Genomic DNA, 26558 nt, shown 5'->3' with positions numbered 1-26558 from the left:
CATGCCGGGTGGTGTGGCAGGGGAGCGACCCACAAGGTCGCCCCCTATGCCGATTTAACGAATCGTTCCGCGACGTGACGAGAGCCTCGGCTCCCGAACTAGCTTGCAAGCCGCGGCAGCAGCTTGAGCGCATTCCCCCGCTCGATCGCCGCCATCTGCTCCTCCGTGAACACACCCGCCTCGCGCAGCCCCTTCACATGGTCGATGCCGGTCCGATACGGAAAATCCGTTCCGAACACGATCTGCGACGGAGGAATAATCGCCGCCAGCGCCGACATGGCACCACGGTTGGATGTTTGCGCGGTGTCGTAGAAGAAGCGCTTGAGCTCGGTGAGCGTGCCGTCGGGCACCGTCTCCTTGGCCTTCGGCGCCAGCAGCGGATGTCGCACAAAGCGCTCGATCAGAAACGGCATCGTGCCGCCCGCATGCGAGAAGATCCATCGGATATCGGGGAAACGCCTCGCGTTACCGGAGAAGACGATATCGGCGATCGTGCGCGTCGTGTCGGTGCCGAACTCGATCATGACGGGCGGCTGCGTCGGCGCTAGGTTCACGCAGCAATTGGCCGCGGTGGGATGGGTGTAGACCAGCGCCTTGCGGCGATTGAGCTCCCCCATGACCGGCAAGAACACCGGATCCCCGAGCCACTTGTCGCCGTAGCTCGTCATCAACGCGATGCCGTCGGCCTTGAGCGTGTCGAGCGCATAAGCGAGCTCGCGCAGGCTGCCTTCGGCGTCGGTGAGTGGCAGCATCGCGAAATTGCCGAACCGCCCCGGATAATCCGCGACCAGCTTTGCAGCATATTCGTTCGACTCGCGGCAAAGTCTTCGTGCCGTATCGCCCTTGGTGAAATTGACCGCGGGCGTGGTGACGGACAGCATCGCAGTGGCAATGCCGGCCTTGTCCATATCGGCGAGCGATTTCTCGATCGTCCAGTTCTTCATTAAGGGATCGCCGAACCCGCTGTCGTTCGACGCGGTCACGTAGGTTGGCGGCGAGAGATGATGGTGAACGTCGATCCGGAACGGCTTTGCGTCGGCGGTTTGTGCCCCCACCCGGCCACCACCGATCGCCGTCGTCATCGCCAGCGCGCCGGCACCGAGCATGAAGCCGCGCCGGCTTGGTGCGGCGAATGACTGATACGATTGACCACAGCAGAAGCATCCCCGCAGCGGGGCGGTGCGCAAATCCGTCATTCGTTCTCTCCCCGATCTTGCTGTTGTTGCGTGCAGCCTTCAGCCGTCGAGAATGGCGACCGCGCGGGTCCAGCCTGCAGATGCGCGCTCGATCTTCACCGGAAAGCACGACACCATGAAGCCGGTCGACGGCAATTGCTCGAGATTGTGCAGCTTCTCGAGATGGCAATAGCCGATGTGGCGCCCGGCTTTGTGGCCTTCCCAGATCAGGCTGGCGTCCTTCGTCTCGGCATACTTCTTCGCGGTGTAGATGAACGGCGCATCCCAGCTCCAGCCGTCGATGCCGGTGAGGCGCACGCCGCGCTCCAACAGATACATCGTCGCCTCGTAGCCCATGCCGCAGCCTGAGGTGACGTAGTCCTGCTGCCCGTATTTGGCGCCGGCGCTGGTATTGACCACGACGATCTCAAGCGGCGAAAGCGTATGGCCGATGCGCTTCAATTCCGCTTCGACATCCTTGGCGGTCGCGACGTAGCCATCCGGCAAATGCCGGAAGTCGAGTTTCACACCCGGCTGAAAGCACCATTCCAGCGGCACCTCGTCGATGGTCCATGAACGCTCGCCGCGGTTCATGGTGGGATGGAAATGCCAGGGCGCATCCAGATGCGTGCCGTTGTGGGTGGAGAGCGATACCTGCTCCACCGCCCAGCCCTGGCCATCAGGCAGATCTTCCGCCTTCAAACCTTCGAAGAACTGCAGCATCCGCGGCAGGCCCTGCTGGTGATCGATGTACTGGATGGTCGGGTGATTGCCGGGCGGATCGGCCGGCACGTCGTTTTGCAGGGGGACGGAAATGTCGATCAATCTGCGCGCCATGGCGTTTCCTCGCTGGATGCTTCTTTGGGTAGCGTCGCCGGAAGCAACTATTGCCGCTCGACCCGGTTCTTCAAGATGCCGATCTTTTCGACTTTGAGCTCGATGGTATCGCCATCTTCGAGATACCAGCCGAGTTCGAGCCCGCATCCATTGCCGACAGTGCCGGATCCGATGAATTCGCCGGGCATCAGGGTCTCGTCCTGGCTGACATGGGCGATGATCTCCTCGAACGAGAATAGCATGCCCTCGGTCACCCCTTGCGAGCGCATCTCGCCGTTGACGCGGGCTTCCATCTTCAATTTGTAGGGATTGCCGATCTCGTCTGGCGTCACGATCCACGGGCCCATCACGTTGCCGCCGTCGAAACTCTTGCCTTTCGCCGGACCTAGCCGCCCCTCCATTTCAATGCGCTGGGCATCGCGCGCGGAAAAGTCGTTGAAGATCGTGTAGCCGAAGATGTGGTCTTTGGCCTTGGCGGCAGAGATGTTGGCGCCCTTGTTCCTGGTGATGATGCCGAATTCGAGCTCATAATCCATCACCTGGCTGTAGCGCGGCCACTTCACCGTGGTGTTGGTACCGCGCACGCTGAAGCGGTTGGTGATGTAGTAGATCGGCTGCTTGCGATAGACCTCCGGCAGTTCACCGAGCGGCTCGGCCTCGATCCGCGCCAGCTCCGCCATGTCGCCCTTGGCGCGTGCGGCGAGCTTGAGCTGCCCGCGCGGGGCCTGCAGGATATGCAGCGGGAACGACATGCCGTCCCGCATCTGCCGTGGCTCCGGGACCGGCGCGAGAATTTCGGCCGCGTCGATCTTCATGGACAAGCTCTCGTCCTTGCCGTGCTTGTGGAACACGTTTGCCGCCTGTTCGAGCGCGGCGTCACCGGCATCGATCAGTGCCAGCATCGATGCGAAAGCCGGATTGGCGCCTCCGTTGCGGCTGGCCGCCGCCGCGAGATCAAAGAGCAGCCTGTCGCCGCTATGCACGATGGCGACCTTTTCCTGACCGCCCGACTTTATTGTTGCGAGTTTCACCTGACGCCCTCTTGTTTTCTGATGAAATATATGATCAAAAAAAATATCGATAAACAAGACAGAAAAATGTGTTGTGGGGAGAGCACCGTGAAAAAGGCCCTAGCCGCCCTTGCCGTCAGCATGGCGCTGACCGGTACCGCCTTTGCGCAAGCCAAGATCCAGGTCGGCTGTACGGCGACTTCGGACTGCGCCTCAGCAATGATCGCGATCGACGAGGGCATTTTTAGAAAGCACGGGCTCGAGGTCGAGATGACGCCGATCGGCATCAACTCGAACATCCCGGCGGCGATCCTGTCGAATTCGATTCAGATCGGCGGGCCGACCTCGACGGTGTTTTTGCAGGCCGTCGACGGTGGGCTCGATCTCGTCGCTATTGCGGGTGCCACCATCATGAGCCCGGTATCGAACGGCAACATCACCGCCTTCGTCCGCAACGGCATCACCATCAAGGAGCCGAAGGATTTCGTTGGCAAGAAAGTCGGCGCGCCGGGGCTAAACGCGTTCCTGCATGTGCTGTTCGTGAAATGGCTGGTGGAAAAAGGCGTCGATCCCAAGGGCGTCAATTTCGTCGAGGTCACCTTTCCGACGATGGCCGATATCATCAAGTCCGGCGGCGTCGACGCCGTCCTGACCGCCGAACCGTTCGTGACCCGTATGACCAATGCCGGCCTTGGTTCGGTCGGCGCACGCTATGCGGTCGAACTGGCGCGCACCGATCCGATCATTTTCTACGCGGCCTCGCGCGAATGGGCGGAAAAGAATGCCGCGGCAGTCAAGAAATTCCGCGACGCGCTCGCCGAATCCGCCGCGATCGTGAACAATGACCGCGAAAAGGCGTCGAACTCGATTTCCAAGTTCACTAAGCAGCCGATCGAACTGGTCAAGGCGACGCCGCCGAACCGTTCCGAACCGGCGCTGAAGCCCGAGCAGCTCTCTTGGTGGATCGAGGTGATGTCGTCGCAGAAGATGCTGCAATCCAAGCTCGACACCTCAAAGCTGGTCCTGAAGTAAAGGATTTCGCGATGCCGGTCTCTGAGCGCCAATCGAGCCGACCGGTGACTGAGGCCGCTACGCTAACTGAGCGCGCGGCCATGCTGGTCGAGCAGGATATTCTCGCGGGCCATCTGGCGCCGGGATCGCGGCTCGGGATCGTCGACCTTGTGCAACGGTATGAGATCGGCGCGACGCCGCTGCGCGAGGGGTTGTCGCGGCTGATGTCGCGTGGGCTGATCGTGGGCACCGGGCAGCGCGGTTTCCGCGTCGCCGACGTCAGCCGCGAGGATCTGCTCGACATCACCACGATGCGTACCGCGATCGAGATCGAGGCCATCAGGCTGGCGATCACCCATGGCGACGATGCCTGGGAGGCTGGCATCGTCAGCGCGCTGCACCAGATGCGCCGACACATCGAGCGGACCGGTGATGAATTCCGTGAGGGCGCCGAGGATTTCGACCGGCTGCACAAGGGCTTTCACACCGCCTTGCTGGCGGCGTGCGGCTCGAAGCGTTTGCTGGCAGCCCATTCCGATCTCTACGACCAAGCCTACCGCTACCGGCGCGTGATGATGCGCTCCGTCGACAGCGGCAAGAAATTCGTGCGCGCGCATCAATTGCTCGCCGACCGCGTCATCGCCCGCGACATTCAGGGGTCTCAAGCGATGCTATCGGCGCATCTGCGTTCGACCATGGATTTCGTCTATCCCCCAGGCAACGAGAGCTGACATCATGGCAAGCGCCGCAAAACGCCTCGAAGCCGTATACGGCACTGCCACGCCCCAGATCGCATTTGACGGCGTCACACTCGTCCTCGGCGGCAAGACCATCATCGAAAATCTAAGTCTCGGAGTCCGGCCCGGCGAATTCCTCTGCATCGTCGGCGCCTCCGGCTGCGGCAAGACCACAGCGCTGCGTCTGGCCGCAGGCCTTTACCAGCCGACCAGCGGCAAGGTGAATTTCGACGGCCAGCCGATGCGTGAGCCGCGCCGCGAGATCGCGATCGTGTTCCAGGATTACGGCAAGGCACTGCTGCCGTGGCGCACCGCGGCGGGCAATGTCTCGCTGGCGCTGGAAGCGGGCGGCATGCCGTCGGCCGAGCGCCCTGCCCGCATCGAGGAGCTTTTGCGCACGGTCGGCCTGCCCGGCCATGCCGGCAAATACCCGTCGGAAATGTCAGGCGGTATGCAGCAGCGCCTGCAGATCGCCCGCTGCCTGGCGCAGGAGCCGAAGACGCTTCTGATGGACGAGCCGTTCGGTGCGCTGGATGCGATGACGCGGCAGGGATTGCAGGATGAGGTATTGTCGCTGGTGGCGGCGAGCGGCGCCACCGTGATCTTCGTGACCCACGACCTCGATGAAGCCATCTATCTCGGCGATCGCGTCATCGGCCTGCTGCCGCACCCCGGACGGATCGGCATCGAGCTTTCGGTCAACCTGCCGCGCCCGCGCGATCAGTTATCGACCCGCGAGCATCCGGAATTCCTGCGACTGCGGCGGCAATTGTTCGATTTCATCAAGGCGACCGAGCAGTGAGGGCGAATTCCGCCAAGGCGCTGGTGTTGCCGCTGGCCGTGCTGGTGGCGTTCGAAGTCTGGGCGCGCGCCACCCATCTGCAAAGCGACAGCCTCGCGCCGCCGAGCGAGATCGTGATGGCGCTGTTCGGCGCCTTTGCCGATTTGTCGATCCTGACGGCCACGCGCGACACGCTGTTTTCAGCTTTCGCAGGCCTTGCGATCGGCACCACCATCGGCTTGGCTTTCGGCATCGCCTTCGGGATTTCAGATACGCTCGATCGACTGATGGAAGTAACGGTCGAGGCGATCAGGCCGATTCCCTCGATTGCGCTGCTGCCGATCGCGCTGATCGCGCTCGGCTTCGGCTACCGCATGGAAATCGTGATCGTGGCGTTCGCCTGCGTCTGGCCGGTCCTGATCCTGTCGCGCGCGGCGGTGCGCAGCATCGAGCCGCGGCTGATGGAGGTGGCGCGGGCGCTGCGGCTGCCGTCGGCACAGCGGGTCTGGAAGATCATCATCCCGGCGGCGCTGCCGCGGATCTTCGTCGCGTTCCGCCTGTCGGCCGGCATCGCGCTGATCGTCGCCGTGACGGTCGAAATCGCGATCAACCCGCTCGGCCTCGGGGCCGGCATCATGCTGGCGCAGCAAGCGCTGCGCCCGGACCTGATGCTGGCCTATCTGGTCTGGATCGGCGTCATCGGCTACGCGTTGAATGTCCTCTTGGTCGTCGCCCAGAACCGCCTGTTCGGCCGCGCCGCATTGAGCGGAGACGGCGCATGAACCGCGCGGCCCTCCTGTGGCGCGTGGCGAGCTTTGCGGTTGCGGCCGGCTTCGTCGCGCTATGGCAACTGATCGCCAGTTTAAAACTGGTCTCGCCGGTGTTCCTGCCGGGACCGGACCGGGCCTGGGCTGCGCTGGTGCGCGGGTTTTCCTCCGGCGATCTCTGGAGCAAGCTCGCCGGCACGCTCGAACATATGGCCTATGGCTGGCTCGCCGCCTCCATTGCCGGCATCGCAATCGGCGCGATCATTGGATCGTCGCGCAGAATGCGGACCTATGTCGCGCCGTCGCTGGAGTTTCTACGGCCGCTGCCGGTCTCGGCGATCATTCCGGTGGCGATCGCCATGCTTGGGCTGACGCAGGCGATGGCGCTGTTCGTGATCGCCTTCGGTGCGATCTGGCCGATCATGCTGGCGACCATCCACGGCTTTGCGGCGGTTGAGCCGCGGCTTTACGAGGTCGCGCGTTCATTGCAGATGTCGCGGCTCGCGGTGATCTTCAAGATCGCGCTGCCCTCCGCCAGTCCCGACATCCTCGCCGGCATGCGCCTCAGCCTGACGGTGGCGCTGATCCTGTCGGTGGTCTGCGAAATCCTGGCCGGCCTCGACGGGCTCGGCCATTGGGTCCTGCTGTCAGCCCGCGCGTTCCGCTCGGCCGACCTGTTCGCGGGTGTGATACTGCTTGGGTTGACCGGCTACGTGACGTCGGTGGCGATGTCGCTGGCGGAGCACAGACTGCTGGCGTGGCAGGCAGCGCGGCGGTGATCGCCGGCAGCCGAGCAGTTGCGGCTACGTATCTGCGACAGGCCGAGCCGAAACCTCCGGCTTCTTCGATGCAGTCATAAGGCGCCGCCAGCCCCGTCCGACCCAGCGCCACAACGCCCGCAGGCTGAAGGTGACGAGCACCTCATGGTGCCGCATCCCCTTGCCGCCCTTGACCAGCCCGAGATCGCGGATGATGCAGTACGTCCCGCTGCTCATGCGGGCGAACTTCGCACCTTGGAAATGATTGCGCACACGCGACAACATGCGTGCAGCATGCATCGCGCGAAGATTCCGTCAATCTTGACCGGCAGCGAATCAGCCGCGCAGGCTACGAAAGCCCTCAAAGCGTTGCGTTGTTGCTGCGTTCGCCGATGCGATACAGTTGCGCAGTCCGGACCGGCATGCGACCGAGCACCTCGCGGCGCTCCTGCAGGCGCGCGCTCGGCGCCTCCGGCCGCGCAAAGCATTCAAGTATCTGGATGCGGATTTCTTCGGCGAGCGGGCCATCGACCCGACGCATGCGATTCCAGAGCCGGATTATTTCCCGTTGCTTCTCGACATCCATTGGTCACCTCCGAGGAATGACCAAAGAGAACATAACAGGAACGATATTGCAAGCCCGCAAATCGGGATGGGCTTCACATCAGCGTGGAAATCGCGTCGAACTGGGCGCTCGCATGCGTTGGCGCCGCCATCCGACCATCATCGAGCGCGCAGCGCGGCGAAGGCGGCTACTCCCAACTTCAGGTTCTAAAGGCACAGGCTGAGAATCTTCAGTCGGCAGCTCTCAGCCGCGCGCGATTTGGACTTCGCAGCGTTTGCCTGCTTTGAATCCTTCGGCGAACTCTTCGGCGCCTTGGGACGCTCATAGTCGCCTGCGATCACCATGGCCCAGTACGTACGACCGGTCCTCGCGCTTTTCACGCTGGCAACACCTACGCGCGTCGCGCCGGGCAACAGGAGGTTCTTCCGGTGCCCGGACGAATTGATCCACTGGTCGAGGGTCTTGGGAAAACCATCGTAGCCGTACGCAATGTTCTCTGCGGCCCGGCCTGCGCCCGCCGGGCCGACACGCGTATTGAACCGACCAAGGACATCGTGATCCAGTTTGTCCTTTGCGGCCATCGCCTCGGCTTGATCGTGTGCAATCCGTGTGAGAGTCGCATCCAAGGTTACGCGCTTCTGCCCGTGCTTTAGCCGAAAATCAGAAATCATCTGCGCAGGATTGGCCGCTGCCGGCCGGCTCCCTGCGGCGGCAAAGCAAATCACCAGCCCCAGCAGAAGGGCCTGCCGCACCAGAACGACTGTCTTCCTACTAGCCACAATTATTCCCCCGCCCCCCCAATTGTGCTGGGAAAATTCAATCCGAAAAAGACGTAGCAAGTCATTGATTTTATTGGTCGGGGCAGCTGGATTCGAACCAACGACCTGCAGTACCCAAAACTGCCGCGCTACCAGGCTGCGCTATACCCCGATCCGATGCTGGAAATGCTCGATACACGCTAAATCCGCAGCCATCAAGGCGATGGAAGCCGGTCAGCGCTTGTTGAACAGCGGGTGGGCCACCCGGTCGCCGGGCTGAATGCCGTATTTTTGCGCCGTGCCGGCAATCACTTCCAGGACCCCCCTGGCAAGCCCGCCCGAGGAGATGATCTTGGTGGAGAGCGGCTCGGTGTTCTCAGCGATGCGCAGGATGCGGCCGTCGGCGCGGATGAAGATCATGTCGAGCGGAATGTAGGTGTTCTTCATCCACATCGAGATCTGCTGCTCCGGCGAGAAATCAAACAGCATGCCTTTGCCGTCGGGCAATTCCTTCCGATACATCAGCCCCTGGGTCTTCTCCTCCTCCGTCGTCGCCATCTCGACCAGGAACACGCGTACGCCTGACTTGGTGGCGATCTCGAGTGGCTGAACGCTCGCGGCCCGCGCAGCAGGATTGGTGCAGAGGATGAGGAGCACGGCAGACGCAGCGACCAGCGACGTCACCAGGCGGCCCGGGATGCGAAGCCGCGCAACCATCAAAGCGAAATTCATCAAAGCACTCACGCCGGATATCTCAGGAGAAATTGCAGGGAACCCTAACCTGAGGATTGCGGCAAATGCCAGAGGCCGCCGCGCTGGGGCGCGACGGCCGGCTCACGTTTGCGTCAGTGGTACGGCAGGATCAATGCGACGACAGCGCCGACGGGCCGGTCTCCGGATGAATTTCGGCCGCCATCATGCCCTTGGACCCGGGGCCGTAGCGCACCAGCACGTACTGGCCCGGCCGCAGTTCGGTCATGCCGAAGCGGCGCAGCGTTTCCATGTGGACGAAGATGTCAGGCGTGCCCTCGCCGCAGGTCAGGAAGCCGAAACCGCGCAGCCGGTTGAACCATTTGACTTGGGCCCGCTCCAGACCGCTGGTCGGCGTAACGCTGACATGAGTCCGAGGCGGCAGCATCTGCGCCGGATGGATCGCGGTGGACTCGTCCATCGAGACAATCCGGAACGCCTGGTAGCCCTTGGCGCGTTGCACGCATTCGACCACCACCCGCGCGCCTTCATACGCGGTCTGGTAGCCGTCGCGCCTTAGCACGGTGACGTGCAGCAACACGTCGGGCCAGCCATTGTCCGGCACTATGAAACCGTAACCCTTCGAAGCATCGAACCATTTGATGATGCCCGATATTTCGACAAGGTTTGCTGCAGCATCGCCGAGCCCCGACAGCGCGTCCGCCGCCGGATCGCGCTGTGCGCCGGCTGCGTATTCACCTGGTCCAAGCCTGTTCTGCCCTGTCCCGCCTGGCGGCGGCCCCCCAAGCTTCTTGGACCCAAATTCGTCCGACCCCATGACCCCGGACCTCACACTTCAAAAGCGGCCCGCCACGCCCTAGCGGGACCGGAACACGCGCCCATCCATGACCACTCATGACAACGCCGCGCGAATCTCTCGAATCAAAAGATAACACTCTCGATTGCCGCGCATAGCTAAAAAAAACAAAATTGCGGAGGCTATGAACAGGCTTGCACAACCACGAATCAAGGCGAATCAATTGGCAATCAATTGCCTACGAACGGTCCGAGCGTTTCTCCGATGTCGTGACGGATGACAAGATCGGCAACGTCATCCTGTTCCGTGCTCTCATTATTGATGATCACGAGCTTCGCGCCGCAGTTCTTGGCCATCAGCGGAAAACCTGCGGCGGGCCAAACAACTAGCGAAGATCCGATTGCCAGGAACAGGTCGCAATGCTGCGCCAGTTCGGTGGCGCGGCGCATCGCGTCTTCCGGCATCGCCTGTCCGAACGAAATCGTGGCCGTCTTTACCGGCTCGTCGCAGATGGTGCAGTCGGGTGCGCTACCAGCTTCCTCGAAACGCTGCTTTACCCAAGGAAGATCATAGGCATGTCCGCAGCCGATGCAGCGGGCATACGTCGTGTTGCCGTGCAGCTCGATCACGTCATCGGCCCTGAAGCCTGACATCTGATGCAGATTGTCGATGTTCTGGGTGATGATCGCCGGCGTCTTGCCGGCTTTGTAGAGCGAGGCCAGCGCGCGATGCCCGCGGCAGGGCTTGGCCGCGGCAAAGGTTGCCTCCATCGCAAAGCGTCGCCGCCAAGCCTCGGCCCGCGCGTCGGCGCTTGCAACGAATTCGTCGAACGCGATCGGGCGGTTGCGGGTCCACAGGCCGCCCGGGGAGCGGAAATCAGGAATGCCGCATTCGGTGGAAATGCCGGCTCCGGTAAAGGGAACGATACATGCGGCTTCGGCGATCATGTTGCCGAGCTGCTCGACGCCGCTGCGTAAATCCTTGGCGATCACCGCTGATATTTTCCGAATTGTTGGGCCGCGCGGATTATAGCACGGTCGTTCGGATTGCCAGACCGATGCGCGCTGCCGGGCAGCGCCATACGCACGTCCGGCAAGGCGGCCTTTTCAAGCCGCCTTATGCCGCGCCGCCTTGTAACACCGACGCCTCATGCTGCCTCATCATGCTGCCTTGGCCGCCGATTCCTTCGGCTCCTTGGCTTCTTCCGACTTCTTCGCCTTCGGTGCGGGTGCGCTTTCCATCTTCTTCACCGGTGGCTTGCCGTATTGCGCCAGCTTTTCCAGTTCCGCTTCGAGTTCGGCGCGGCGTGCAGCGACTTTTTCAAACAACTTGTCGGTGGCGTGCTCCCGCAGGCCTGCGAGTTCTTCGATGCTCAATGAATCCAAATCAATCTTTGCCATTGGAACCTCCCGTTTGTCCTTCGCTAACGGGAACCCGCATGAGCGACAACAATGTGCCACACCTTATCCACCATCTTCGCTTCAGGCGGCACGCGATCACAATGCTTCCCCATTCGCGCCCCATTCGCGCGCGCCAATCATGGCGGGGTGCGAATCAAACAAAAAACGGATGGCGATGACGGAGAAGGAAGAAAGACTCGCGCGCGACCGTGCCGAAATCGCAGCACGCGTCGCGAGCTTCAGGCAAACCCAGCAGAAGTTCGAACGCGAGCGCGAAGAATATTACGAAACGACGTTGGCCAATGCGCTGAATGGATCCAGCCGGCCAGCATTCTGGCGCTGAGGCAGTACCGGCAAGAGCACTGTTCAACCTCCGCGCTGTCGCCGACGGAAATATCGCGCGCGGAACCCGCAATAGAATTTGCTGCGGCCGGCAGCAACCTTGCGAGAGGTGAAAGCGAGAAACCCCGTCTAGATCTTCGGATGTAGGCGGTGTTTCGCTTGCCGGTCTGGGAGGGCGGCATTGCGAGCTATGCGATCCCGCGAACCTGACCGTCGAATTGCGCGGAACGAATTCGATCCGTTCGGTGTTTCACTACCGGAAGGTGCATCATGCCTGCGTGGATGGAAATTCTGATCAATTTGATCGGTTATGCCGGCTTCATCGCCATCGCGACCTATCACAAATCGCCAGACGAAAAATTGCCGGACCGTTGAGTGCCCAACTGGGCAGGCGCCAGTTCGCCTTGACCAGCGCTTGGCCCCTTTCGGTTTACGGCCGCAGATTCCGTTTGTTCTCCCGGAACGAACAGGGGGTGCGTTTCAGGCACGATTGCTTTCTTAAGATGCTGTTACCTCGCCGTGCCGACCGTCGAACCTTTTTGGCGCAGCCCGTACCTATCTAAAAAGGTGCTGCGATGACCCAGGCCGACCACTATCGAGAACAATCCGACAGAGCCCGACGGCTTGCCGAAGCCGTCAAGGATCCGGAAGCTTCGAAGAAACTGATCGAGATGGCCGAGGAATTCCGACTCTACGCCGAGCGACTGGAACGGATGCATTAACGCGATTGCGGGGGCGTGCACGGGATAAACGATTTAAGCTTCTATTTACCCCTTTGCGCTGTAGCACCCGGCCATTAACCCAACCTCTTTACAAGACGTAAACAGGAACCTGACAAGTTTCGATCAGGAGGGTTGCACCCATGGTCATTTACCCAATACCGGTTGAAGTGACACAAGCCAGAATCCAGCTCGTCGTCGATCAGGCCGCCAAGGCGCCGCCGCATACGATCAATCAGGATCTGAGGGCCGTCGACCACGCCAAGGCTGCCGCCATCGAAGCGGCCCTGGCCGATTTACAGACCGACGAGCCGTCGCTGCTGGACGTTAAAGTCTGACCTGACGGGAAATATCAATCTTGCGCGCAAGGGCCCAGATTGCGTCCGGCCCTCCTCTCACGCTCGCCATCGAGCTGTTGTGCGTGCACGACGCCGAGCGTCAGCAGACCGCCGATGCCGGCGAGCACGGCCAAGCCAGCCGATCCCAGCGGCAGCGCTCGACATGCTCGTTGCGCGTCGAGGCAGGCATATCCTTCGCTAATGCATCAGGCGCGGCACGATAACCGATACCGCCAGCAATGCGCCGAGGCTGCTCACCATGGACAATTTCATCCGGGCTGTCCTGGCATCGGTAATCGGGAGCACGAAAAAGAAAACCATCGCAACTATGAGCACGCCATAGAGCAGGTACATGGTCGATCCCTCCGTTGCCGCCACAATGGACGGAGGAGCCAACCGCGTATGTGTAGGGGATCACGCAGGTGATGCGATCCAATAAGCTTGCAATTTTACGCTTTTGGTTGTCTCAATCACAACGTGAGCGTGCCACACTGGTTTGATCAAAGCTCGAAAGAAAAAGAAATGCTCGGGAAGTTTCTGCGCGACGAGGGCGGCGCCACCGCAATCGAATACAGCCTCATCGCCGGGTTTATCGCCTTGGCCATCATCGCTGCCGTCGGAATGACGGGCGAAAGGCTCGTAGCGCTACTTGAGAATCTTCTTACCGCATTGACCATTTAGGTCGCGATTGAAATGTCACGGCAAGCGTGAGGATCGCGAGCGCGCATGAGATGGCTACGCGATCCAATAAATTGCTGTCCCAACGACAACGAGAGCAATGGCACCAGCGGTCAAAGTCCCGAGCTTTCGCTCCGACCTTATAGGCAAATCTTCCCGCGCCGCATTCTCTTCAGCCGGATGATCTTGTTTCATGCGACACCTCCCTCGATTCAAAACCGGCGTAGCGGTTTCGTTCCTCGGAACCAAGGTTCGAAATTTATGACAAAGGACGAGAAACGGGTACGCGAGCGCGTGGTAAGGCGAGCTCTCCAGTGCATCGCCCTTGAGCTCGCCCAGGCGGGTGTCGTCCGCAACCTGACCGTTGAGCAAGGACCGCTTCCAATCTTTTCGCATTCGCCAGCATCGATGGCCTTCTGAGGCCATAGGCGGCTCAGCGCGAACGGCTGCAGAACGCACCCGCACTTTATGCGACGTTATCAGTGACCTCTGGTGCATTTTGCTGCTATTTTTCGCCCGAACCGCCCAACCCAACAAAATCTCTGAACGTTCTCAGGAGGACAAGAAACATGCGCTATCTCCACACCATGCTGCGCGTCCGCAATCTCGATACCGCGATGAAGTTCTACCGGGATGCGCTGGGGCTGAAGGAAGTACGGCGCGTCGACAACGACAAGGGCCGGTTCACGCTGGTGTTCCTGTGCGCGCCGGAGGACGAAGGCCTGTTGAAGGCCGCTCCCCAGAACCGCGGCGCACCGCTGGTCGAACTGACTTATAATTGGGACGAGGAGAAATACGGCGAGGACCGCTATTTCGGTCACCTCGCCTACGAAGTCGACGACATCTACGCGACCTGCGACCGCCTGATGAAGGCCGGCGTCACCATCAACCGCCCGCCGCGCGACGGCAACATGGCTTTCGTCCGCTCGCCGGATCTACATTCGATCGAGCTGTTGCAGAAGGGCGAACCGAAGCCGCCGGCCGAACCGTGGACCTCGATGCCGAACACCGGTCACTGGTAGGCCTTGTACAATTTCTTCGTCCACGTCCATCATTCGAGCGACCACAAACGTTCCTGCGCTCGGGTTCTTTTCTGCGCAGGAACCACCCCCTCGCACGCCGCGTTTTCTCCTCGAATAGATTTGAGGAGGAGACGATGGGACGAGGAATTCTGCTTTGGTTGCTGGGCGTGCCTATTCCGGTGATCATTCTGCTATGGCTGTTCTTCGGCCGCTGACTGGCCGACGCCACGACTAATGCGAGAAGCGGGCTCTGTCGCACTGCGGCAGAGCTCATTTTTGTTGGCTCCGGACCCGCGCGAACGCGCGCTTTTTCTCTGATCTTCGGCTATTAACGGCCAATCGGAAAATCAGCGGGAGCAACGTGCGTGGCCGACAACAACAAACAACAACTCACCATCTGGGGCCGGGCCAATTCGGTCAACGTGCAAAAAGTGCTGTGGTGCCTCGCCGAACTCGATCTCGCCTATGAGCGTATCGATGCCGGCATGCAGTTCGGAAAGAACGACGAGCGCGCCTATCTGGCGATGAATCCGAATGGCCGCGTACCCACGCTGGTCGACGGCGACTACGTGCTGTGGGAATCCAATTCCGTGATGCGCTATCTCTGCATGGCCTATGGCCAAGGATCTGCAGGAGGTTCGTCGATCTATCCCTCGCAGCCGAAGGCGCGCGCCGGCGTCGATCGCTGGCTCGACTGGACGCTGTCGACGCTGCAGCCGGTCGACCGGCCTGTGTTCTGGGCGTTGGTGCGCACGCCCATCGAAAAGCGCGACATGGTCGCGATCCAGAAGGATGTCGATGCCGAAGCCGCGGTGTGGCGGGTCGTCGAGGCGCACCTGGCGACGCGGCGCTTTATCGAGGGCGATCAGTTCACCATCGCCGACATTGCGCTCGGCGCCTTTGCGCGGCGCTGGTTCGGCGTCGAAGGCGTGACAAAACCGAAACTGCCGAACCTCGAACGCTGGTTTTCGCAGCTCGCCGTCCGCCCAGGGTTCACGCAGTTCATCGCACCGCCGATGACGTAAGCGCGAATCTTCTCAACGCGAGCCGCCGGACACCCCCGCTCCAACGCTCACCGCGCCGCCGATTTTCATGCAGGTGTTGGAGCCTTCGATTCTGACGAAGCCCGCGCCATATTCCGCGCATGCATTGGCCGAACCTGGGCGCTTCAGCGGAAGCGACTTGCCCGACGCGGGAGCTTTGTCGAGCTTCTGAGGACGGGTTTGTTCCGCGACCGAGGCAACCGAAGACAGCGCCAAGACGATCATTATGCCGATCATTACCAGGAGGGATTTTCGCATCCCGCCTTTTATCGTCTCTCGCGGATCGGTGCCAGATTAGCGGATGAACTTGATGCCGACCGATTTGCCGCGGCGCCAGACCACTTCGCAGCGGCGCCCGGTCCTGGCGTCGCGCGAAAACGCCAGCCGCAATTTCGCCGGCAACGTGTTGGGATCGTCGATCGTGACCTTCGCCCCCGTTGCGGACAAATCTTGCACCACGCATTGGCGCGCGGCAAAACCGCCTTCGAACGTGATCCACCCGGGTTGACTCAATGATTTGCGCGCGTCGCGCTTCTTGCTTGATTGCAAAGCCATGTCGAAAAGCCCTCCCGAGACAACCCTACGCCATGTGGCTTTAGAATCCGTTGCTCGGCACGGCGTGTCTCGTCGCGCGACCGGGACGCTGATGGAGCCGCAAAGCGGCGGCAGAAACGTCTTTCCGAGCGGCTTGCCCGCCCGCTCAAACGCCACTATACGTTCGCCCGTCGCCGCCCCCATCAAGCATGGACGGCCGGCGGCCAACACGGCCCATCAAGCACTAACATCTTGATTTTCCTGTTGTTCTTGCTCCCTTCGTCTATCGGTTAGGACGCCACCCTTTCACGGTGGAGAGAGCGGTTCGATTCCGCTAGGGAGCGCCAACACGTTGCCACCACTTTCAAAGCCCAAGCCGACCATTTTCAGGCTTAAGGCAACCATTTTCCCAGCTCAGGTTCCCGTCGTCCGCAGGTTCCGTAAAACGGACCGCGGCGCGTACGTAGAAAGGGACAGGGGAATGGATACGGCCGCTATCGCAATCACAACTTGTGTCGCGCTTTACGTCGCACTCCGCTTTACGTTGCGGTGCTACTTTCCGCCGGATACCTGACCGGAGCTCGTCGCGAATTTCTGGATCATCCTATGCGGGAAAGAACGCGAAACGCATCGTCGCCGGCGCGATCAAGTTGCTGAAGATCGAAATAGACATTTCGTTCGCGTAGGGGGATGCCCAATCGCTTTGCGCCTCCCCCGCAATATCTCCTAGCCCGTCGACACGACTTTCGACGCCTGACGCCTTTCGATTCGCCTCGAACCAGGCTGTCGAGTTTCCCGGACCGGACAGGTCGAAACGGCCGTCGCGATAACTGCTGCAGCCATAATAATGATATCGCCGGCTCTCGGACGCAAAGCGTCTGGACACTCCACAGCTTATGCGAAAAGAATGCGTGACTACACGCTTAAGGAGAAGACCAGAATAGCCGCTGGCCGGTGACGGCGCTCGTGATCGTGTATGGCCAGCAATCATTGCATTGACGTTGCTTTCCGGAAGATAAGTAAAGCTGCTGGCGACGTTCACGGAACTTTGTTCTACTCCGAGAACGGCAGCGGGAACTTTGTTCTACTCCGGAGAACTACGGAAAGCATGGCTGACATATCCTCGCGCGTCGATGGCGAACGCGTCCTCGCCGATCTCAACGAGCTGCGCGCCATCGGCGCCTACAAGACCGGCGTTCACAAGCCGACTTTCTCTGAACCACATCTGCGCTCGCTGGCGTGGCTGGTGCAGCGGCTTCCCGACGCCGGCCTCACCGGCGAGATCGACGGCATCGGTAACGTGCTCGGCACCAGCACGAAAAGCGGGCCGAGACTGCTGGCGGGATCGCATCTGGAAAGCCAGAATCACGCGGGCTGGCTCGATGGACCGCTCGGCGTGATGTATGCGCTCGAAGCCGCCCGCGTCATCAATCCCGATCCGAATATAGAGGGCGCCGTCGAAGTCGCTTCATGGTGCGACGAGGAAGGCCATTTCGGACACTTCCTTGGCAGCCGGTCCTATGTCGGCGGCGTCACTGAAGCCGATATCGACGCCGCGCGCGACCGCAACAATGATAGGAGCATGCGTGACGCGCTACGCGACGCGGGCCTTGCCGGCCGCGCCCGTGCGCGGTGCGAACAAGGGCGGCATATCGGCTATCTGGAAGCCCATATCGAGCAGGGCGAGACGCTGGAAAGCAGCGGCCTCAAGATCGGCATCGTCACGTCCATCGTCGGGATATGGCAATATCGCATCACCTTCACGGGCGAACAAAACCACGCCGGCACCACGCGGATGGCCATTCGCAGGGACGCCGGCCTCGCGCTCGCCAGATTTTGCGTCGCTATCGACGATCGTTTTCCTGCCGCCTGCGGCCCGCGCACGGTGTGGACCACCGGCCGCATTACGCTCGATCCCGGTGCACCCAGCATCATCCCGGGAGCAGCGGAAATGCTGTTCCAGATTCGCGACGACGATCCTGCCGTGATTGCGCGGCTGGAGGAACTGCTCCACAGCATGGCCGCAGAGGTCAACGCCCAAGGCCGCTGCGCCGTCGCGGTGGAGCGCATCCGCACCGGGACGCCCGCGCGGATGGATGGCTCGTTCCAGGAGGCCATCGAGGCTGCCAGCGCAGCTTTTGCCGATGGCAAGTCGCTTCGCATGCCGAGCGGCGCCGGCCACGACGCCCAGATTCTCTCAACCGTCATGCCGGCCGGCATGCTGTTCGTGCCCTCGATCGGCGGCATTTCGCATCACTGGACCGAGAACACCGCCGACGCCGACATCGTTACCGGGGCAGAGGTCTTTGTTGACGCCTGCCGGCGGCTGTTGGCCCAATGAGGCGACGCGAGATGCGACATGGTTGCTGAAACCAGGCCGGCCTATTCGATCAGGGACATTCCGGCCAGCGTATGGGTGCTGGGCTTCGTCTCGATGCTGATGGACATCTCGTCGGAGATGATCCACGCCCTGCTGCCGATCTACCTGGTCTCGGTCCTCGGCGCATCGATGGTGACGGTCGGCGTCATCGAAGGCATCGCCGAGGCGACCGCCTCCATCACAAAAATCTTCTCCGGTGCGCTGTCGGACTGGCTCGGCAAACGCAAATGGTTAGCTGCCATCGGTTACGGTCTCGCGGCCTTCACCAAGCCGGTGTTTCCGCTGGCGCCAACCGTCGGCTGGCTGGTGGCCGCGCGTTTCGTCGACCGGATCGGCAAAGGCATTCGCGGCGCCCCGCGTGATGCGCTGGTGGCCGATCTCTCGCCGGCTGATCTGCGCGGCGCGAGCTTCGGGCTGCGCCAATCGCTCGACACGGTCGGCGCCTTCGTCGGCCCCCTGCTCGCCATCACCCTGATGTGGTCGACATCGGACAACTTCAAGGCGGTGTTCTGGGTTGCCGTAATTCCTGCCTTCCTGGCGCTGGCGCTGATCGTCTTCGCCGTGCGTGAGCCGGAGCGGCCGCGGGCGCTGCGCACGGTGCGCAATCCGATCAGCCTGGCCGAGATCAAAAACCTGGGGCCGGCTTATTGGTGGGTGGTGGCGGTCGCGAGCGTGTTTACGCTGGCGCGCTTCAGCGAGGCCTTCCTCGTTCTCCGCGCTCAGAATGTTGGAGTGCCGATCGCGCTCGTCCCGGCCGTGCTGGTAGCCATGAATATCGTGTATGCCCTCGCAGCCTACCCCGCCGGCGTCATCTCGGATCGCATGAGCCGCACGGCCGTGCTGGCGAGCGGCATGCTGGTGCTGGTTGCCGCCGACATCGCGTTGGCCTTGTTGCCGTCGGTGAGCGGTGTTGCGCTGGGCGTCATTCTCTGGGGCCTCCACATGGGACTGACGCAGGGACTGCTGGCCGCGCTCGTTGCGGATACCGCGCCGGCCGAGTTGCGCGGCACGGCTTACGGATTCTTCAACCTGCTTGGCGGCGTAGCGATGCTCGCGGCCAGCGTCATTGCCGGCGCACTCTGGGATATCGCAGGGCCGCAGGGCACGTTCCTGGCCGGCGCCGGCTTCGCGCTGATCGCGCTGGCGGGATTGCTGGTGGTGCAGGGCAAGATCGGCAAACGGACCACAGCCTAAGCGGCGCCGGATTCGGCCGGGTTCCTTGGTGACAAGGAGTCGCGTCTGACTTTCTTGCAAACGGCTGAGTTTGCGGCCATTTACGCTCGCACGAGGTAAAAGCTCCCCAGATGTTGCTGCTGCAGGCCCTCCCTACATCGATCGGCGTTGCCGCCATCGCGCCGGCGTTGCTGATCCTCTGGCTCGTCATTGCCGCGGACGAGCGCCCCGGCCCGCCGGCGCGGGTGTGGCTCGCTTTCGTACTCGGGGCCGCCAGCATTTCTCTGCTGGGCGTTGCGCGCGCTCCGTTTGCCGCGATCCTTGCGGTGCCTGGAAACCCCTGGATGACGCAAGGCCTGCGTTCGATATTCGGGGTCGCCGCGCCCGAAGAGATCGTGAAGGTCCTCGTGATCATTCTAGTGTCATTGCCGGTGCGCCGCCGTGCGTTTGCAGACCCAATGGATACGGTGGTCTACGGTGCGGCCGCAGGCCTCGGCTTCGCGGCCTACGAAAACCTCGCCTATCTCGTGCAGCACGCCGACATGTGGCGGTCGCTGGCCGCTTTGCGAAGCGTGTTGACGGTGCCGTTTCATGGCGCACTCGGCATCATCGCAGGCGCCTATATCGCGATCGCGCGCGCCGGCACCGCGCTCGGCGCGCATCGCCATCATCGCGACTGGGCGCGGATCTCGAGCTGGGTGCTGGCGCTGTTCGCGCCGGTCGCGCTGCATGCGGCATTCGATTTTCCACTGCTGACGCTGCAGAAACACCCAGATCTCGGTCCCAACGTGCGAATGCTGCTGGGGGCGGCAAGCCTGCTCATCGGCTTCAGTTCGATCGGGTTTGCCATACGGCTGGTACGGCGCGTCGGCCGCCATCATGCGCCGCGCACCGAGATCGCGCGTGAGCGGCTGAGCCAGTTGCGGCGGATGTGGGCCCTGCTGCTCGTGGGCAGCGGCGCGGGCTTCGCCGGCGCGGCTTTCGTCCTGACCTCGCTTCATCACTGGTTCGTCAGTCCGGAGCGCAATGCTTCGTTACTTCTCATTCCGCTCGGCATGACCTCCATCTTGATAGGCTTGGCGCTGTTGCTGGCCACGTCGGCTGTGTATGTGTTTGGCCGCAATCGCATTAGAACATCCTCGGACGGATTTTCGTCCGCGCCTGAGCCGGGCTGAACGTTATCGTTCAGTCGTTGATCTCGCTAAAAAAGCTAGCCAGCAATTTTACCCGCAGGCGGCTTACGGGGTATATTGGATACTCGGCGCGGCAGGCATCGGGAGTTTCCAATGACCCAAGATATTCCCCCTGATATCGGCAAGCTGCAGTCCGAAATGAACGCCGCGGTGAAGGCGCACTGGAAGGCTTTTCTGTTCGAAGGCATCGTGCTCGCCCTGCTCGGCCTGGCTGCGATGATCGTGCCGCCGCTGGCAAGCCTCGCCGTCACCATCTTCCTCGGTTGGATGTTTCTGATCAGCGGCATTGCCGGGCTGTTCGTCACTTACTGGGCGCGCCAGATGCCGGGCTTCTGGTGGTCGCTGTTTTCCGCCGCGCTGGCCGTTCTCGCCGGCGGGATTTTGCTGGCGCGGCCCGCGCAGGGCGTCCTCACGCTCACTATCGTGGTCGGCGCGTATTTTCTGGCCGAGGGCGTCGTCAGCATCATGTACGCACTGAACAACCGCCGCGAATTGTCGGAGCGCTGGTCCTGGCTGTTGATCTCAGGCGTGATGGACCTCCTGATCGCATTCATCATCATCGCCGGCCTGCCGGGTTCGGCGGAATGGGCGATCGGCCTCCTGGCCGGGATCAATCTCGTGCTCGGCGGCGCGTCACTGGTCGGCATAGCGCTCGCCGCCCGCAAATCCTGATGCCGCCGATTATGGGATGACAAGACCCGGCAGGTGCGCTATAGAGCCCGCCATGATCATGATCGCCGCCAGCAACTTTTGGTACTTTAGCTACGACAGCTCGCTGGCGGTGGGAGGATCGCGCTCAATCTGACGAATTGAAGCCAAGAAATCCGAACAGCCGCCAAACCTGGCGGCTTTTTTATTGGCCGGCAGGTTTCCTTTCAAACAGGAGCCACAGCCGTGTTGAGCACCACCGACGACCTTCGAATTAGCGAACTAAAAGAGCTGAGTACGCCGCAGGAGGTGATGGGCGAGATACCGCGCACCTTGACCGCGACGCGGGTCGTGATGGCGGCGCGCAATGCCATCCACGGCATCCTGCACGGCACCGACGACCGCCTGCTGGTGGTCGTCGGCCCCTGCTCGGTCCATGATCCCGCCGCGGCCGTTGATTACGCCGAGCGGCTCGCCGCCTTGCGCGAAAAGCTCTCCGACCGACTCGAAATCGTGATGCGTGTCTATTTCGAGAAGCCGCGCACCACGGTCGGATGGAAGGGACTGATCAACGACCCCAATCTCGACGGGTCCTTCGACATCAACAGGGGCCTGCGGCTCGCCCGCAACGTGCTATCGGCCGTAAACAATCTCGGCCTGCCGGCCGGGACCGAATTCCTCGACATGACGACGCCGCAATACATTGCCGACCTGATGGCATGGGCGGCGATCGGGGCGCGTACGACCGAGAGCCAGATCCATCGCGAGCTCGCTTCCGGTCTATCCTGCCCGGTTGGCTTCAAGAACGGTACCGACGGCAATATCCGCATCGCGGCCGATGCGGTGAAGTCGGCCTCGCATCCCCATCATTTCATGGCCGTCACCAAAGGCGGGCGCTCGGCGATTGCGGCAACCACCGGCAACGAGGACTGCCACATCATCCTGCGCGGCGGCAACAAGCCGAACTACGACCGGGAAAGCGTCGATGCCGCTTGCGTCGAGCTTGTCCGCGCCGGCGTCACGCCGCGGATCATGGTCGACACCAGCCATGCCAACAGCAACAAGAAGCCGGAGAACCAGCCGCTGGTGGTCGCCGACATCGCGCGCCAGATATCGGATGGCGAGCAGCGCATCACCGGCGTCATGATCGAGAGCAATCTGGTCGCCGGCCGCCAGGACGTCGTGCCGGGCAAACAGCTCACCTATGGGCAGAGCATCACCGACGGCTGCATCGACTGGGAGACGACAGTGTCGGCGCTGAACATGCTGGCTGATGCCGTGGCGACGCGCCGGAACGGGCCATCGCGCAGTTTCCGGGAGGAGCGCTCGGCGTAGCCACTGGCCGAATGATGGCAGGAGCCAATCGCATATGGCGTTGCGGAGCTCGGGAGCGCTGAAGCTTCCGCACCGTCATGGCCGGGCTTGTCCCGGCATGACCAGTTTGTGGAACGATCAGCTACCCGAACCAGCAGAATGACTTCATATTGCGAATACCCTGCCTAGCAGCCGCGGCAGATGCTTTTGATCTTGCGGTCGAGCGCGGCGTTTTCCTTGCTCAGTGGATCGTTCGGGTCGGGCTGGTTCTTTTCGGGCACATCGCTGCGACGGGGCTGACGGTGTCCGATCGGCGCCTCCGGAATGCCTCCGGCACTCGGGTTGCTCTTTGGCATTGTCGACGTCCCGCCCTGCGCGAACGCAGCAGGCATGCCGATCAGGACCATCAGCGCGACTGACAAGATTGTTCTTTGCATCCTGATTCTCCGCCTTTCAGATTCCTTTATCGTGTCCGTTCGGGCACGTCGATCGTTGCGCAGTTTCGCCGTCCCTGGGCAGCGCAGTCCTGTGCCTTTCGTACATCGGCCATGGTGCCGAGCAACCAGATTCCGGCGGCCACCAACAACACGAAGAAGCCGAGCAGAACGGCGTTTTCGATTCCGCGATGGCCCTCATCTTCCGGCGGCTCCCGTTTCTCCTCGCCGTGTTCCGTCATCGCCTGATCACGGCTTTGGCGGATAGAGGTGAACCTCTCCGCAATAGTCGACGATACGATACTGCGTTTCCGAGGATAGTTCACATTCCCCGGAACTTGCATGCGACAAATAATTCGGTCCAATCGGCGCCTTTCCATGGCCGCCGGGAATGTCGAGCACGTAATCCGGCTGGCACAGGCCCGAGACACGACCGCGCAACTTGCGCATCAGTTCCCGTCCCTCTGCAATGGTGGTGCGCAGATGGCCGGTCCCCGGCGCCAGATCGCCATGATGCAGGTAATAGGGCTTGATTCGGTTTTCAACAAAGGCCCGCATCAGCGCTTCCAGCGTCGCGGCATCGTCATTGACGCCGCGAAGCAGCACCGTCTGGCTCACCAGCGGAACACCGGCGTCGGCCAGCCGCGCGCAGGCGGCGCGGGCCTCGCCCGACAATTCGCGCGCATGATTGGCGTGGACGGCGATCCAGGTCGTTGCGCCCTCGACTTTCAACGCCCTGATCACATCGCCATCGATGCGCGCAGGCGCAGCCACCGGCACGCGAGTATGGATGCGAACGATCTTGACGTGATCGATGGCGGCGAGGTCCGTCATGATCTCAGCCAGCCGCCGTGACGACAGCATCAGCGGATCGCCACCGGTCAGGATGACTTCCCAGATTTCGCTGTTCTTGCGGATATAGCCCAGCGCGTCGCGATAGGCGGCCTCGGACAGCGCCGTTGCCTTGCCCGGCCCGACCATCTCGCGGCGGAAGCAGAAGCGGCAATACACCGCGCAGACATGCACCAGCTTGAGCAGCACGCGATCGGGATAGCGATGGACGATGCCGGTGACCGGCGAATGCGCGTCGTCGCCGATCGGGTCGGCATTCTCGCCCGGCGCGTTCGACAATTCGCGCGCGCTCGGAATGAATTGCCGCGCGATCGGATCGTCAGGATTTTCCGTGTCGATCAGGTTCGCAATATCAGGGGTCACCGCGATGGCGTAGCGCGCCGCGACCCGCTCGAGGTCGGCGAGATCGGCCGGCTTCGCCAACCCCCGCTCGATGAGATCGGCGGGCTGCCGCAGCGTTGCCAAAAGTTTCGGATCGATCTTGTTCATGTCTCTCCTGCCGGTGGCGTCCACACCACCTGGTCCACCCGCAACGCGCCGCTTGCCAGCATCACCAGCCGATCGAAACCGAGCGCGACGCCGCTCGACGGCGGCATCGCGGCAACCGCTGCGAGAAAATCCTCATCCAGCGGATAGCGCTCGCCGTAGCGCCGCTCCTTCTCGTCCATATCAGCGGCGAAACGGCGGCGCTGTTCGCCGGCATCGGTCAATTCGCCAAATCCGTTGGCGAGTTCGACGCCGCAGACATAGACCTCAAAACGTTCGGCGACGCGCGGATCGGACGCTTTCGCCCGAGCAAGGGCTGCTTCCGGCGCCGGATATTCGAACAAGACAGTCAAACGCCCCTGCCCCAGATTCGGTTCGACGTGTTCGACCAGCACTTTGCTGAAAATATCCGACCAGGTGTCGTCATCGGTGATCCGCACCCGCGGTCTTGCTGCCGCCGCAAGCGCCGCGCGATCGCCCTCGCCATTGCTGATCGTGGCCAACAGATCGATCCCGGCGAAGCGGTCGAACGCGTATGCCACCGTCAGCAGTTCCGGCTCGGCGAAGGGATCGGCCGTTCTGCCCCGGAACGAAAACTGCCCGATCCCGGTCGCCTGCGCCGCATGTGCGATCACGGCGGTGGTGTCGGCCATAACGGCATCATAGCCTTCGTCGGCACGATACCATTCCAACATCGTGAATTCGGGCAGATGCAGATCGCCGCGCTCGCGGTCGCGGAACACGCGCGCCAATTCGAAGATTTTGGCTTCGCCGGCGGCGAGCAGTTTCTTGGCGGCGAATTCCGGCGACGTTCGCAAATAGCGCGTCGCGCGCGTGCCATCGTGGCTGATGACTTCAGTGCGTGGGGCATGCAGATGCGTCTCGTTGCCTGGCGAGACCTGCAGGATGCCGGTTTCCACCTCGGTAAAACCCCGCTCGTCGAACCAACCTCGCACGGCCCTCGTGATCGCGGCACGCGCCATCAGGAACGGCTTTCGATCGGCATGCCGCGCGGCCGACCACCAAGGCGAGGGCTGGTCGATATCAACCATCACAGGCGGTTCCGAATCCACCGGGCATCCGCGGAGCCAATCAAGGCGTTCAGGGAATCGGCAAATACCATTGATATTGTTTGACTTTCTTTACGTTCGACATGGCGAGCCGGAGGAAGCGGCAAGATCCAGCTCCAGCTTCGTCATTTCATGTCGAAAGACGCTCTCCTTGTCCATTCGCCCGATCGATATCGCCGCATCCCGCTGAAGCTGCGGGTTTTCGCGAACCGCTTAAACCATTGCTTTCAAGCCTATCAGCAACGGTCGGCGCATCGTTCAATTGCTTGCCAGACGCGTCATATAACACGGCGAAATCCGGCTTTTTGCGGCTTCAAGCAGCTCGCCGGAATGGCCGTAAAACGCTGGCATCGACGGGCAAAATCAGTATGTTGCAGCCCGAAACCGCCTGATTGGCCCTGCGGACACAAATGTCCGGTTTGGCCAAAGGCCAGAAATTCGGGAAAACAGCTTTGAAAGTTATCGCCAGTTCTATTCGCAAGGGCAACGTCATCGAGCAAGACGGAAAGCTCTATGTCGTCCTGTCGGCCGAAAACATCCATCCCGGCAAGGGAACCCCGGTCAGCCAGATCGAAATGCGCCGCATTGGCGACGGCGTGAAGGTCTCGGAACGCTATAAGACCACTGACCAGGTTGAGAAGGCCACCGTCGAGGACCGCAATTTCAACTACCTCTATGAGGATGCCGACGGCTTCCACTTCATGAATGCCGAGACCTATGACCAGGTCCAGGTCTCGAAGGAGATCGTGGGCTCGGCTGCGCCCTACCTGCAGGAAAACATGACGGTGAAGCTGTCGATGCACGACCTGAATCCGGTCGCCATCCAGTTGCCGCAGCGCGCAACCCTCGAAGTTGTGGAGACCGAGCCGGTCACCAAGGGGCAGACCGCGTCTTCCTCCTACAAGCCTGCTATTCTCTCCAACGGCGTGCGCACCTCGGTGCCGCCGCACATTGGAACGGGAACACGGATCGTGGTCATGACCGAGGACGGCTCCTACGTCGAACGCGCAAAGGATTAAGACCGCG

At 61.8% G+C, this 26558-nt stretch carries 34 protein-coding genes and 2 tRNA genes; 18 read left to right on the top strand and 18 right to left on the bottom strand.

Going from position 1 to position 26558, the window contains the following annotated elements; genetic code table 11:
• Positions 1 to 98: 98 nt before the first annotated feature.
• The 3 genes from KJQ96_RS22440 to KJQ96_RS22430 are packed head-to-tail and all read right to left on the bottom strand — an operon-like array spanning position 99 to position 3043.
• Positions 99 to 1196 (bottom strand): amidohydrolase family protein, encoded by a 1098-nt coding sequence (locus KJQ96_RS22440; RefSeq protein WP_213288692.1) that lies wholly within the window; start codon positions 1194 to 1196, stop codon positions 99 to 101.
• 39 nt (positions 1197 to 1235) lie between these two features.
• Entirely contained in the window at positions 1236 to 2012 is a 777-nt protein-coding gene (locus KJQ96_RS22435) for a cyclase family protein (RefSeq protein ID WP_213288691.1), read from the bottom strand.
• Positions 2013 to 2059: 47 nt separating this feature from the next.
• On the bottom strand, positions 2060 to 3043 hold the full coding sequence (locus KJQ96_RS22430) for a fumarylacetoacetate hydrolase family protein (RefSeq protein ID WP_213288690.1): 984 nt from the start codon (positions 3041 to 3043) through the stop codon (positions 2060 to 2062).
• Positions 3044 to 3163: 120 nt separating this feature from the next.
• Here KJQ96_RS22430 and KJQ96_RS22425 point away from each other — a divergent pair, with 120 nt between their 5' ends.
• From KJQ96_RS22425 to KJQ96_RS22405, 5 genes are read left to right on the top strand one after another with little or no spacing between them, the layout of a single operon-like run.
• On the top strand, positions 3164 to 4054 hold the full coding sequence (locus tag KJQ96_RS22425) for an ABC transporter substrate-binding protein (RefSeq protein WP_249734384.1): 891 nt from the start codon (positions 3164 to 3166) through the stop codon (positions 4052 to 4054).
• 11 nt (positions 4055 to 4065) lie between these two features.
• The gene (locus KJQ96_RS22420) at positions 4066 to 4764 is read left to right on the top strand and encodes a GntR family transcriptional regulator (protein WP_213288688.1); all 699 of its coding nucleotides are present in this window, start codon (positions 4066 to 4068) and stop codon (positions 4762 to 4764) included.
• A gap of 4 nt (positions 4765 to 4768) precedes the next feature.
• A complete protein-coding gene (locus tag KJQ96_RS22415; RefSeq protein WP_213288687.1) occupies positions 4769 to 5572 on the top strand; it encodes an ABC transporter ATP-binding protein in 804 nt (267 codons plus the stop codon).
• Positions 5569 to 6333, top strand: a complete 765-nt coding sequence (locus KJQ96_RS22410) for an ABC transporter permease (protein ID WP_213288686.1) — start codon at positions 5569 to 5571, stop codon at positions 6331 to 6333. Before KJQ96_RS22415 ends, KJQ96_RS22410 begins: the two co-directional genes overlap by 4 nt.
• Positions 6330 to 7097 (top strand): ABC transporter permease, encoded by a 768-nt coding sequence (locus KJQ96_RS22405; RefSeq protein ID WP_213288685.1) that lies wholly within the window; start codon positions 6330 to 6332, stop codon positions 7095 to 7097. The genes KJQ96_RS22410 and KJQ96_RS22405 overlap by 4 nt, the downstream gene beginning before the upstream one ends.
• A 24-nt stretch (positions 7098 to 7121) precedes the next feature.
• Here the strand turns inward: KJQ96_RS22405 and KJQ96_RS22400 are convergent, their stop codons facing one another.
• The 8 genes from KJQ96_RS22400 to KJQ96_RS22365 form a co-directional block, all read right to left on the bottom strand.
• Positions 7122 to 7313: a hypothetical protein gene (locus tag KJQ96_RS22400; protein WP_156433808.1), complete on the bottom strand. Its 192-nt coding sequence runs from the start codon at positions 7311 to 7313 to the stop codon at positions 7122 to 7124.
• Between the two features lie 124 nt (positions 7314 to 7437).
• Positions 7438 to 7662 (bottom strand): hypothetical protein, encoded by a 225-nt coding sequence (locus KJQ96_RS22395; RefSeq protein WP_213288709.1) that lies wholly within the window; start codon positions 7660 to 7662, stop codon positions 7438 to 7440.
• A 185-nt stretch (positions 7663 to 7847) separates the two neighbouring features.
• Positions 7848 to 8378 carry a CAP domain-containing protein gene (locus tag KJQ96_RS22390; protein ID WP_249734380.1) on the bottom strand — a complete coding sequence of 177 codons (531 nt, stop codon included), beginning with the start codon at positions 8376 to 8378 and terminating at the stop codon, positions 7848 to 7850.
• 116 nt (positions 8379 to 8494) lie between these two features.
• Positions 8495 to 8571: transfer RNA gene (locus tag KJQ96_RS22385), tRNA-Pro, on the bottom strand.
• A gap of 62 nt (positions 8572 to 8633) precedes the next feature.
• Positions 8634 to 9131, bottom strand: a complete 498-nt coding sequence (locus KJQ96_RS22380; protein ID WP_375293197.1) for a DUF192 domain-containing protein — start codon at positions 9129 to 9131, stop codon at positions 8634 to 8636.
• Positions 9132 to 9261: 130 nt separating this feature from the next.
• Positions 9262 to 9927 (bottom strand): cold-shock protein, encoded by a 666-nt coding sequence (locus KJQ96_RS22375; RefSeq protein WP_213288684.1) that lies wholly within the window; start codon positions 9925 to 9927, stop codon positions 9262 to 9264.
• A gap of 209 nt (positions 9928 to 10136) precedes the next feature.
• The gene (locus KJQ96_RS22370) at positions 10137 to 10898 is read right to left on the bottom strand and encodes a Sir2 family NAD-dependent protein deacetylase (protein WP_213288683.1); all 762 of its coding nucleotides are present in this window, start codon (positions 10896 to 10898) and stop codon (positions 10137 to 10139) included.
• Positions 10899 to 11066: 168 nt separating this feature from the next.
• Positions 11067 to 11306 (bottom strand): hypothetical protein, encoded by a 240-nt coding sequence (locus KJQ96_RS22365; RefSeq protein ID WP_213288682.1) that lies wholly within the window; start codon positions 11304 to 11306, stop codon positions 11067 to 11069.
• Positions 11307 to 11319: 13 nt separating this feature from the next.
• On the opposite strand from KJQ96_RS22365, the gene KJQ96_RS22360 reads away from it, so the two are divergent.
• The 3 genes from KJQ96_RS22360 (at position 11320) to KJQ96_RS22350 (ending at position 12705) form a co-directional block, all read left to right on the top strand.
• Positions 11320 to 11649, top strand: a complete 330-nt coding sequence (locus KJQ96_RS22360; RefSeq protein WP_213288708.1) for a hypothetical protein — start codon at positions 11320 to 11322, stop codon at positions 11647 to 11649.
• 574 nt (positions 11650 to 12223) lie between these two features.
• On the top strand, positions 12224 to 12370 hold the full coding sequence (locus KJQ96_RS22355) for a hypothetical protein (protein WP_213288681.1): 147 nt from the start codon (positions 12224 to 12226) through the stop codon (positions 12368 to 12370).
• 140 nt (positions 12371 to 12510) lie between these two features.
• On the top strand, positions 12511 to 12705 hold the full coding sequence (locus tag KJQ96_RS22350) for a hypothetical protein (protein WP_065729509.1): 195 nt from the start codon (positions 12511 to 12513) through the stop codon (positions 12703 to 12705).
• A 198-nt stretch (positions 12706 to 12903) separates the two neighbouring features.
• Here KJQ96_RS22350 and KJQ96_RS22345 read toward each other — a convergent pair whose 3' ends face one another.
• Complete coding sequence (locus KJQ96_RS22345) at positions 12904 to 13059, bottom strand: hypothetical protein (protein WP_213288680.1); 156 nt, start codon at positions 13057 to 13059, stop codon at positions 12904 to 12906.
• Positions 13060 to 13146: 87 nt separating this feature from the next.
• On the opposite strand from KJQ96_RS22345, the gene KJQ96_RS22340 reads away from it, so the two are divergent.
• The 3 genes from KJQ96_RS22340 (at position 13147) to KJQ96_RS22330 (ending at position 15430) form a co-directional block, all read left to right on the top strand.
• Positions 13147 to 13386 (top strand): Flp family type IVb pilin, encoded by a 240-nt coding sequence (locus KJQ96_RS22340; RefSeq protein WP_309142450.1) that lies wholly within the window; start codon positions 13147 to 13149, stop codon positions 13384 to 13386.
• Positions 13387 to 13952: 566 nt separating this feature from the next.
• Positions 13953 to 14405, top strand: coding sequence for a VOC family protein (locus tag KJQ96_RS22335; protein WP_213288679.1), 453 nt, complete (start codon positions 13953 to 13955; stop codon positions 14403 to 14405).
• Positions 14406 to 14770: 365 nt separating this feature from the next.
• Positions 14771 to 15430: a glutathione S-transferase family protein gene (locus KJQ96_RS22330; RefSeq protein ID WP_213288678.1), complete on the top strand. Its 660-nt coding sequence runs from the start codon at positions 14771 to 14773 to the stop codon at positions 15428 to 15430.
• Positions 15431 to 15442: 12 nt separating this feature from the next.
• Here KJQ96_RS22330 and KJQ96_RS22325 read toward each other — a convergent pair whose 3' ends face one another.
• A complete protein-coding gene (locus KJQ96_RS22325) occupies positions 15443 to 15673 on the bottom strand; it encodes a porin (protein ID WP_249734353.1) in 231 nt (76 codons plus the stop codon).
• 69 nt (positions 15674 to 15742) lie between these two features.
• Entirely contained in the window at positions 15743 to 15997 is a 255-nt protein-coding gene (locus KJQ96_RS22320; RefSeq protein WP_213288704.1) for a PilZ domain-containing protein, read from the bottom strand.
• A gap of 257 nt (positions 15998 to 16254) precedes the next feature.
• Between KJQ96_RS22320 and KJQ96_RS22315 the strand changes: the two genes are divergently transcribed.
• The 6 genes from KJQ96_RS22315 (at position 16255) to KJQ96_RS22290 (ending at position 22711) form a co-directional block, all read left to right on the top strand.
• Positions 16255 to 16329 (top strand) — tRNA-Glu (locus KJQ96_RS22315).
• Positions 16330 to 17090: 761 nt separating this feature from the next.
• Positions 17091 to 18323, top strand: coding sequence for a Zn-dependent hydrolase (locus tag KJQ96_RS22310; RefSeq protein ID WP_213288676.1), 1233 nt, complete (start codon positions 17091 to 17093; stop codon positions 18321 to 18323).
• Positions 18324 to 18341: 18 nt separating this feature from the next.
• A complete protein-coding gene (locus KJQ96_RS22305; RefSeq protein WP_213288675.1) occupies positions 18342 to 19556 on the top strand; it encodes an MFS transporter in 1215 nt (404 codons plus the stop codon).
• Positions 19557 to 19666: 110 nt separating this feature from the next.
• Positions 19667 to 20710: a PrsW family glutamic-type intramembrane protease gene (locus tag KJQ96_RS22300; RefSeq protein ID WP_213288674.1), complete on the top strand. Its 1044-nt coding sequence runs from the start codon at positions 19667 to 19669 to the stop codon at positions 20708 to 20710.
• A 111-nt stretch (positions 20711 to 20821) separates the two neighbouring features.
• Positions 20822 to 21400 (top strand): HdeD family acid-resistance protein, encoded by a 579-nt coding sequence (locus tag KJQ96_RS22295; protein ID WP_249734351.1) that lies wholly within the window; start codon positions 20822 to 20824, stop codon positions 21398 to 21400.
• Between the two features lie 222 nt (positions 21401 to 21622).
• Positions 21623 to 22711 (top strand): 3-deoxy-7-phosphoheptulonate synthase, encoded by a 1089-nt coding sequence (locus KJQ96_RS22290; protein WP_213288673.1) that lies wholly within the window; start codon positions 21623 to 21625, stop codon positions 22709 to 22711.
• A gap of 164 nt (positions 22712 to 22875) precedes the next feature.
• Here KJQ96_RS22290 and KJQ96_RS22285 read toward each other — a convergent pair whose 3' ends face one another.
• Genes KJQ96_RS22285 through epmA form a run of 4 tightly spaced genes read right to left on the bottom strand, consistent with a single transcriptional unit; the run spans position 22876 to position 25514 of the window.
• Positions 22876 to 23127: a hypothetical protein gene (locus KJQ96_RS22285; protein ID WP_213288672.1), complete on the bottom strand. Its 252-nt coding sequence runs from the start codon at positions 23125 to 23127 to the stop codon at positions 22876 to 22878.
• 26 nt (positions 23128 to 23153) lie between these two features.
• Positions 23154 to 23366, bottom strand: a complete 213-nt coding sequence (locus tag KJQ96_RS22280; RefSeq protein WP_065744844.1) for a hypothetical protein — start codon at positions 23364 to 23366, stop codon at positions 23154 to 23156.
• Positions 23367 to 23373: 7 nt separating this feature from the next.
• Positions 23374 to 24465 (bottom strand): lysine-2,3-aminomutase-like protein, encoded by a 1092-nt coding sequence (locus KJQ96_RS22275; RefSeq protein WP_213288671.1) that lies wholly within the window; start codon positions 24463 to 24465, stop codon positions 23374 to 23376.
• Positions 24462 to 25514, bottom strand: coding sequence for an EF-P lysine aminoacylase EpmA (epmA, locus tag KJQ96_RS22270; RefSeq protein WP_213288670.1), 1053 nt, complete (start codon positions 25512 to 25514; stop codon positions 24462 to 24464). The genes KJQ96_RS22275 and epmA overlap by 4 nt, the downstream gene beginning before the upstream one ends.
• A gap of 470 nt (positions 25515 to 25984) precedes the next feature.
• Here epmA and efp point away from each other — a divergent pair, with 470 nt between their 5' ends.
• Positions 25985 to 26551, top strand: coding sequence for an elongation factor P (gene efp, locus KJQ96_RS22265; protein ID WP_171710882.1), 567 nt, complete (start codon positions 25985 to 25987; stop codon positions 26549 to 26551).
• Positions 26552 to 26558: the final 7 nt, after the last annotated feature.

Source organism: Bradyrhizobium sp. sGM-13, assembly GCF_018398875.1.
Taxonomy (GTDB): Bacteria; Pseudomonadota; Alphaproteobacteria; order Rhizobiales; family Xanthobacteraceae; genus Bradyrhizobium.
This window is presented reverse-complemented; position numbering and strand designations above follow the sequence as displayed.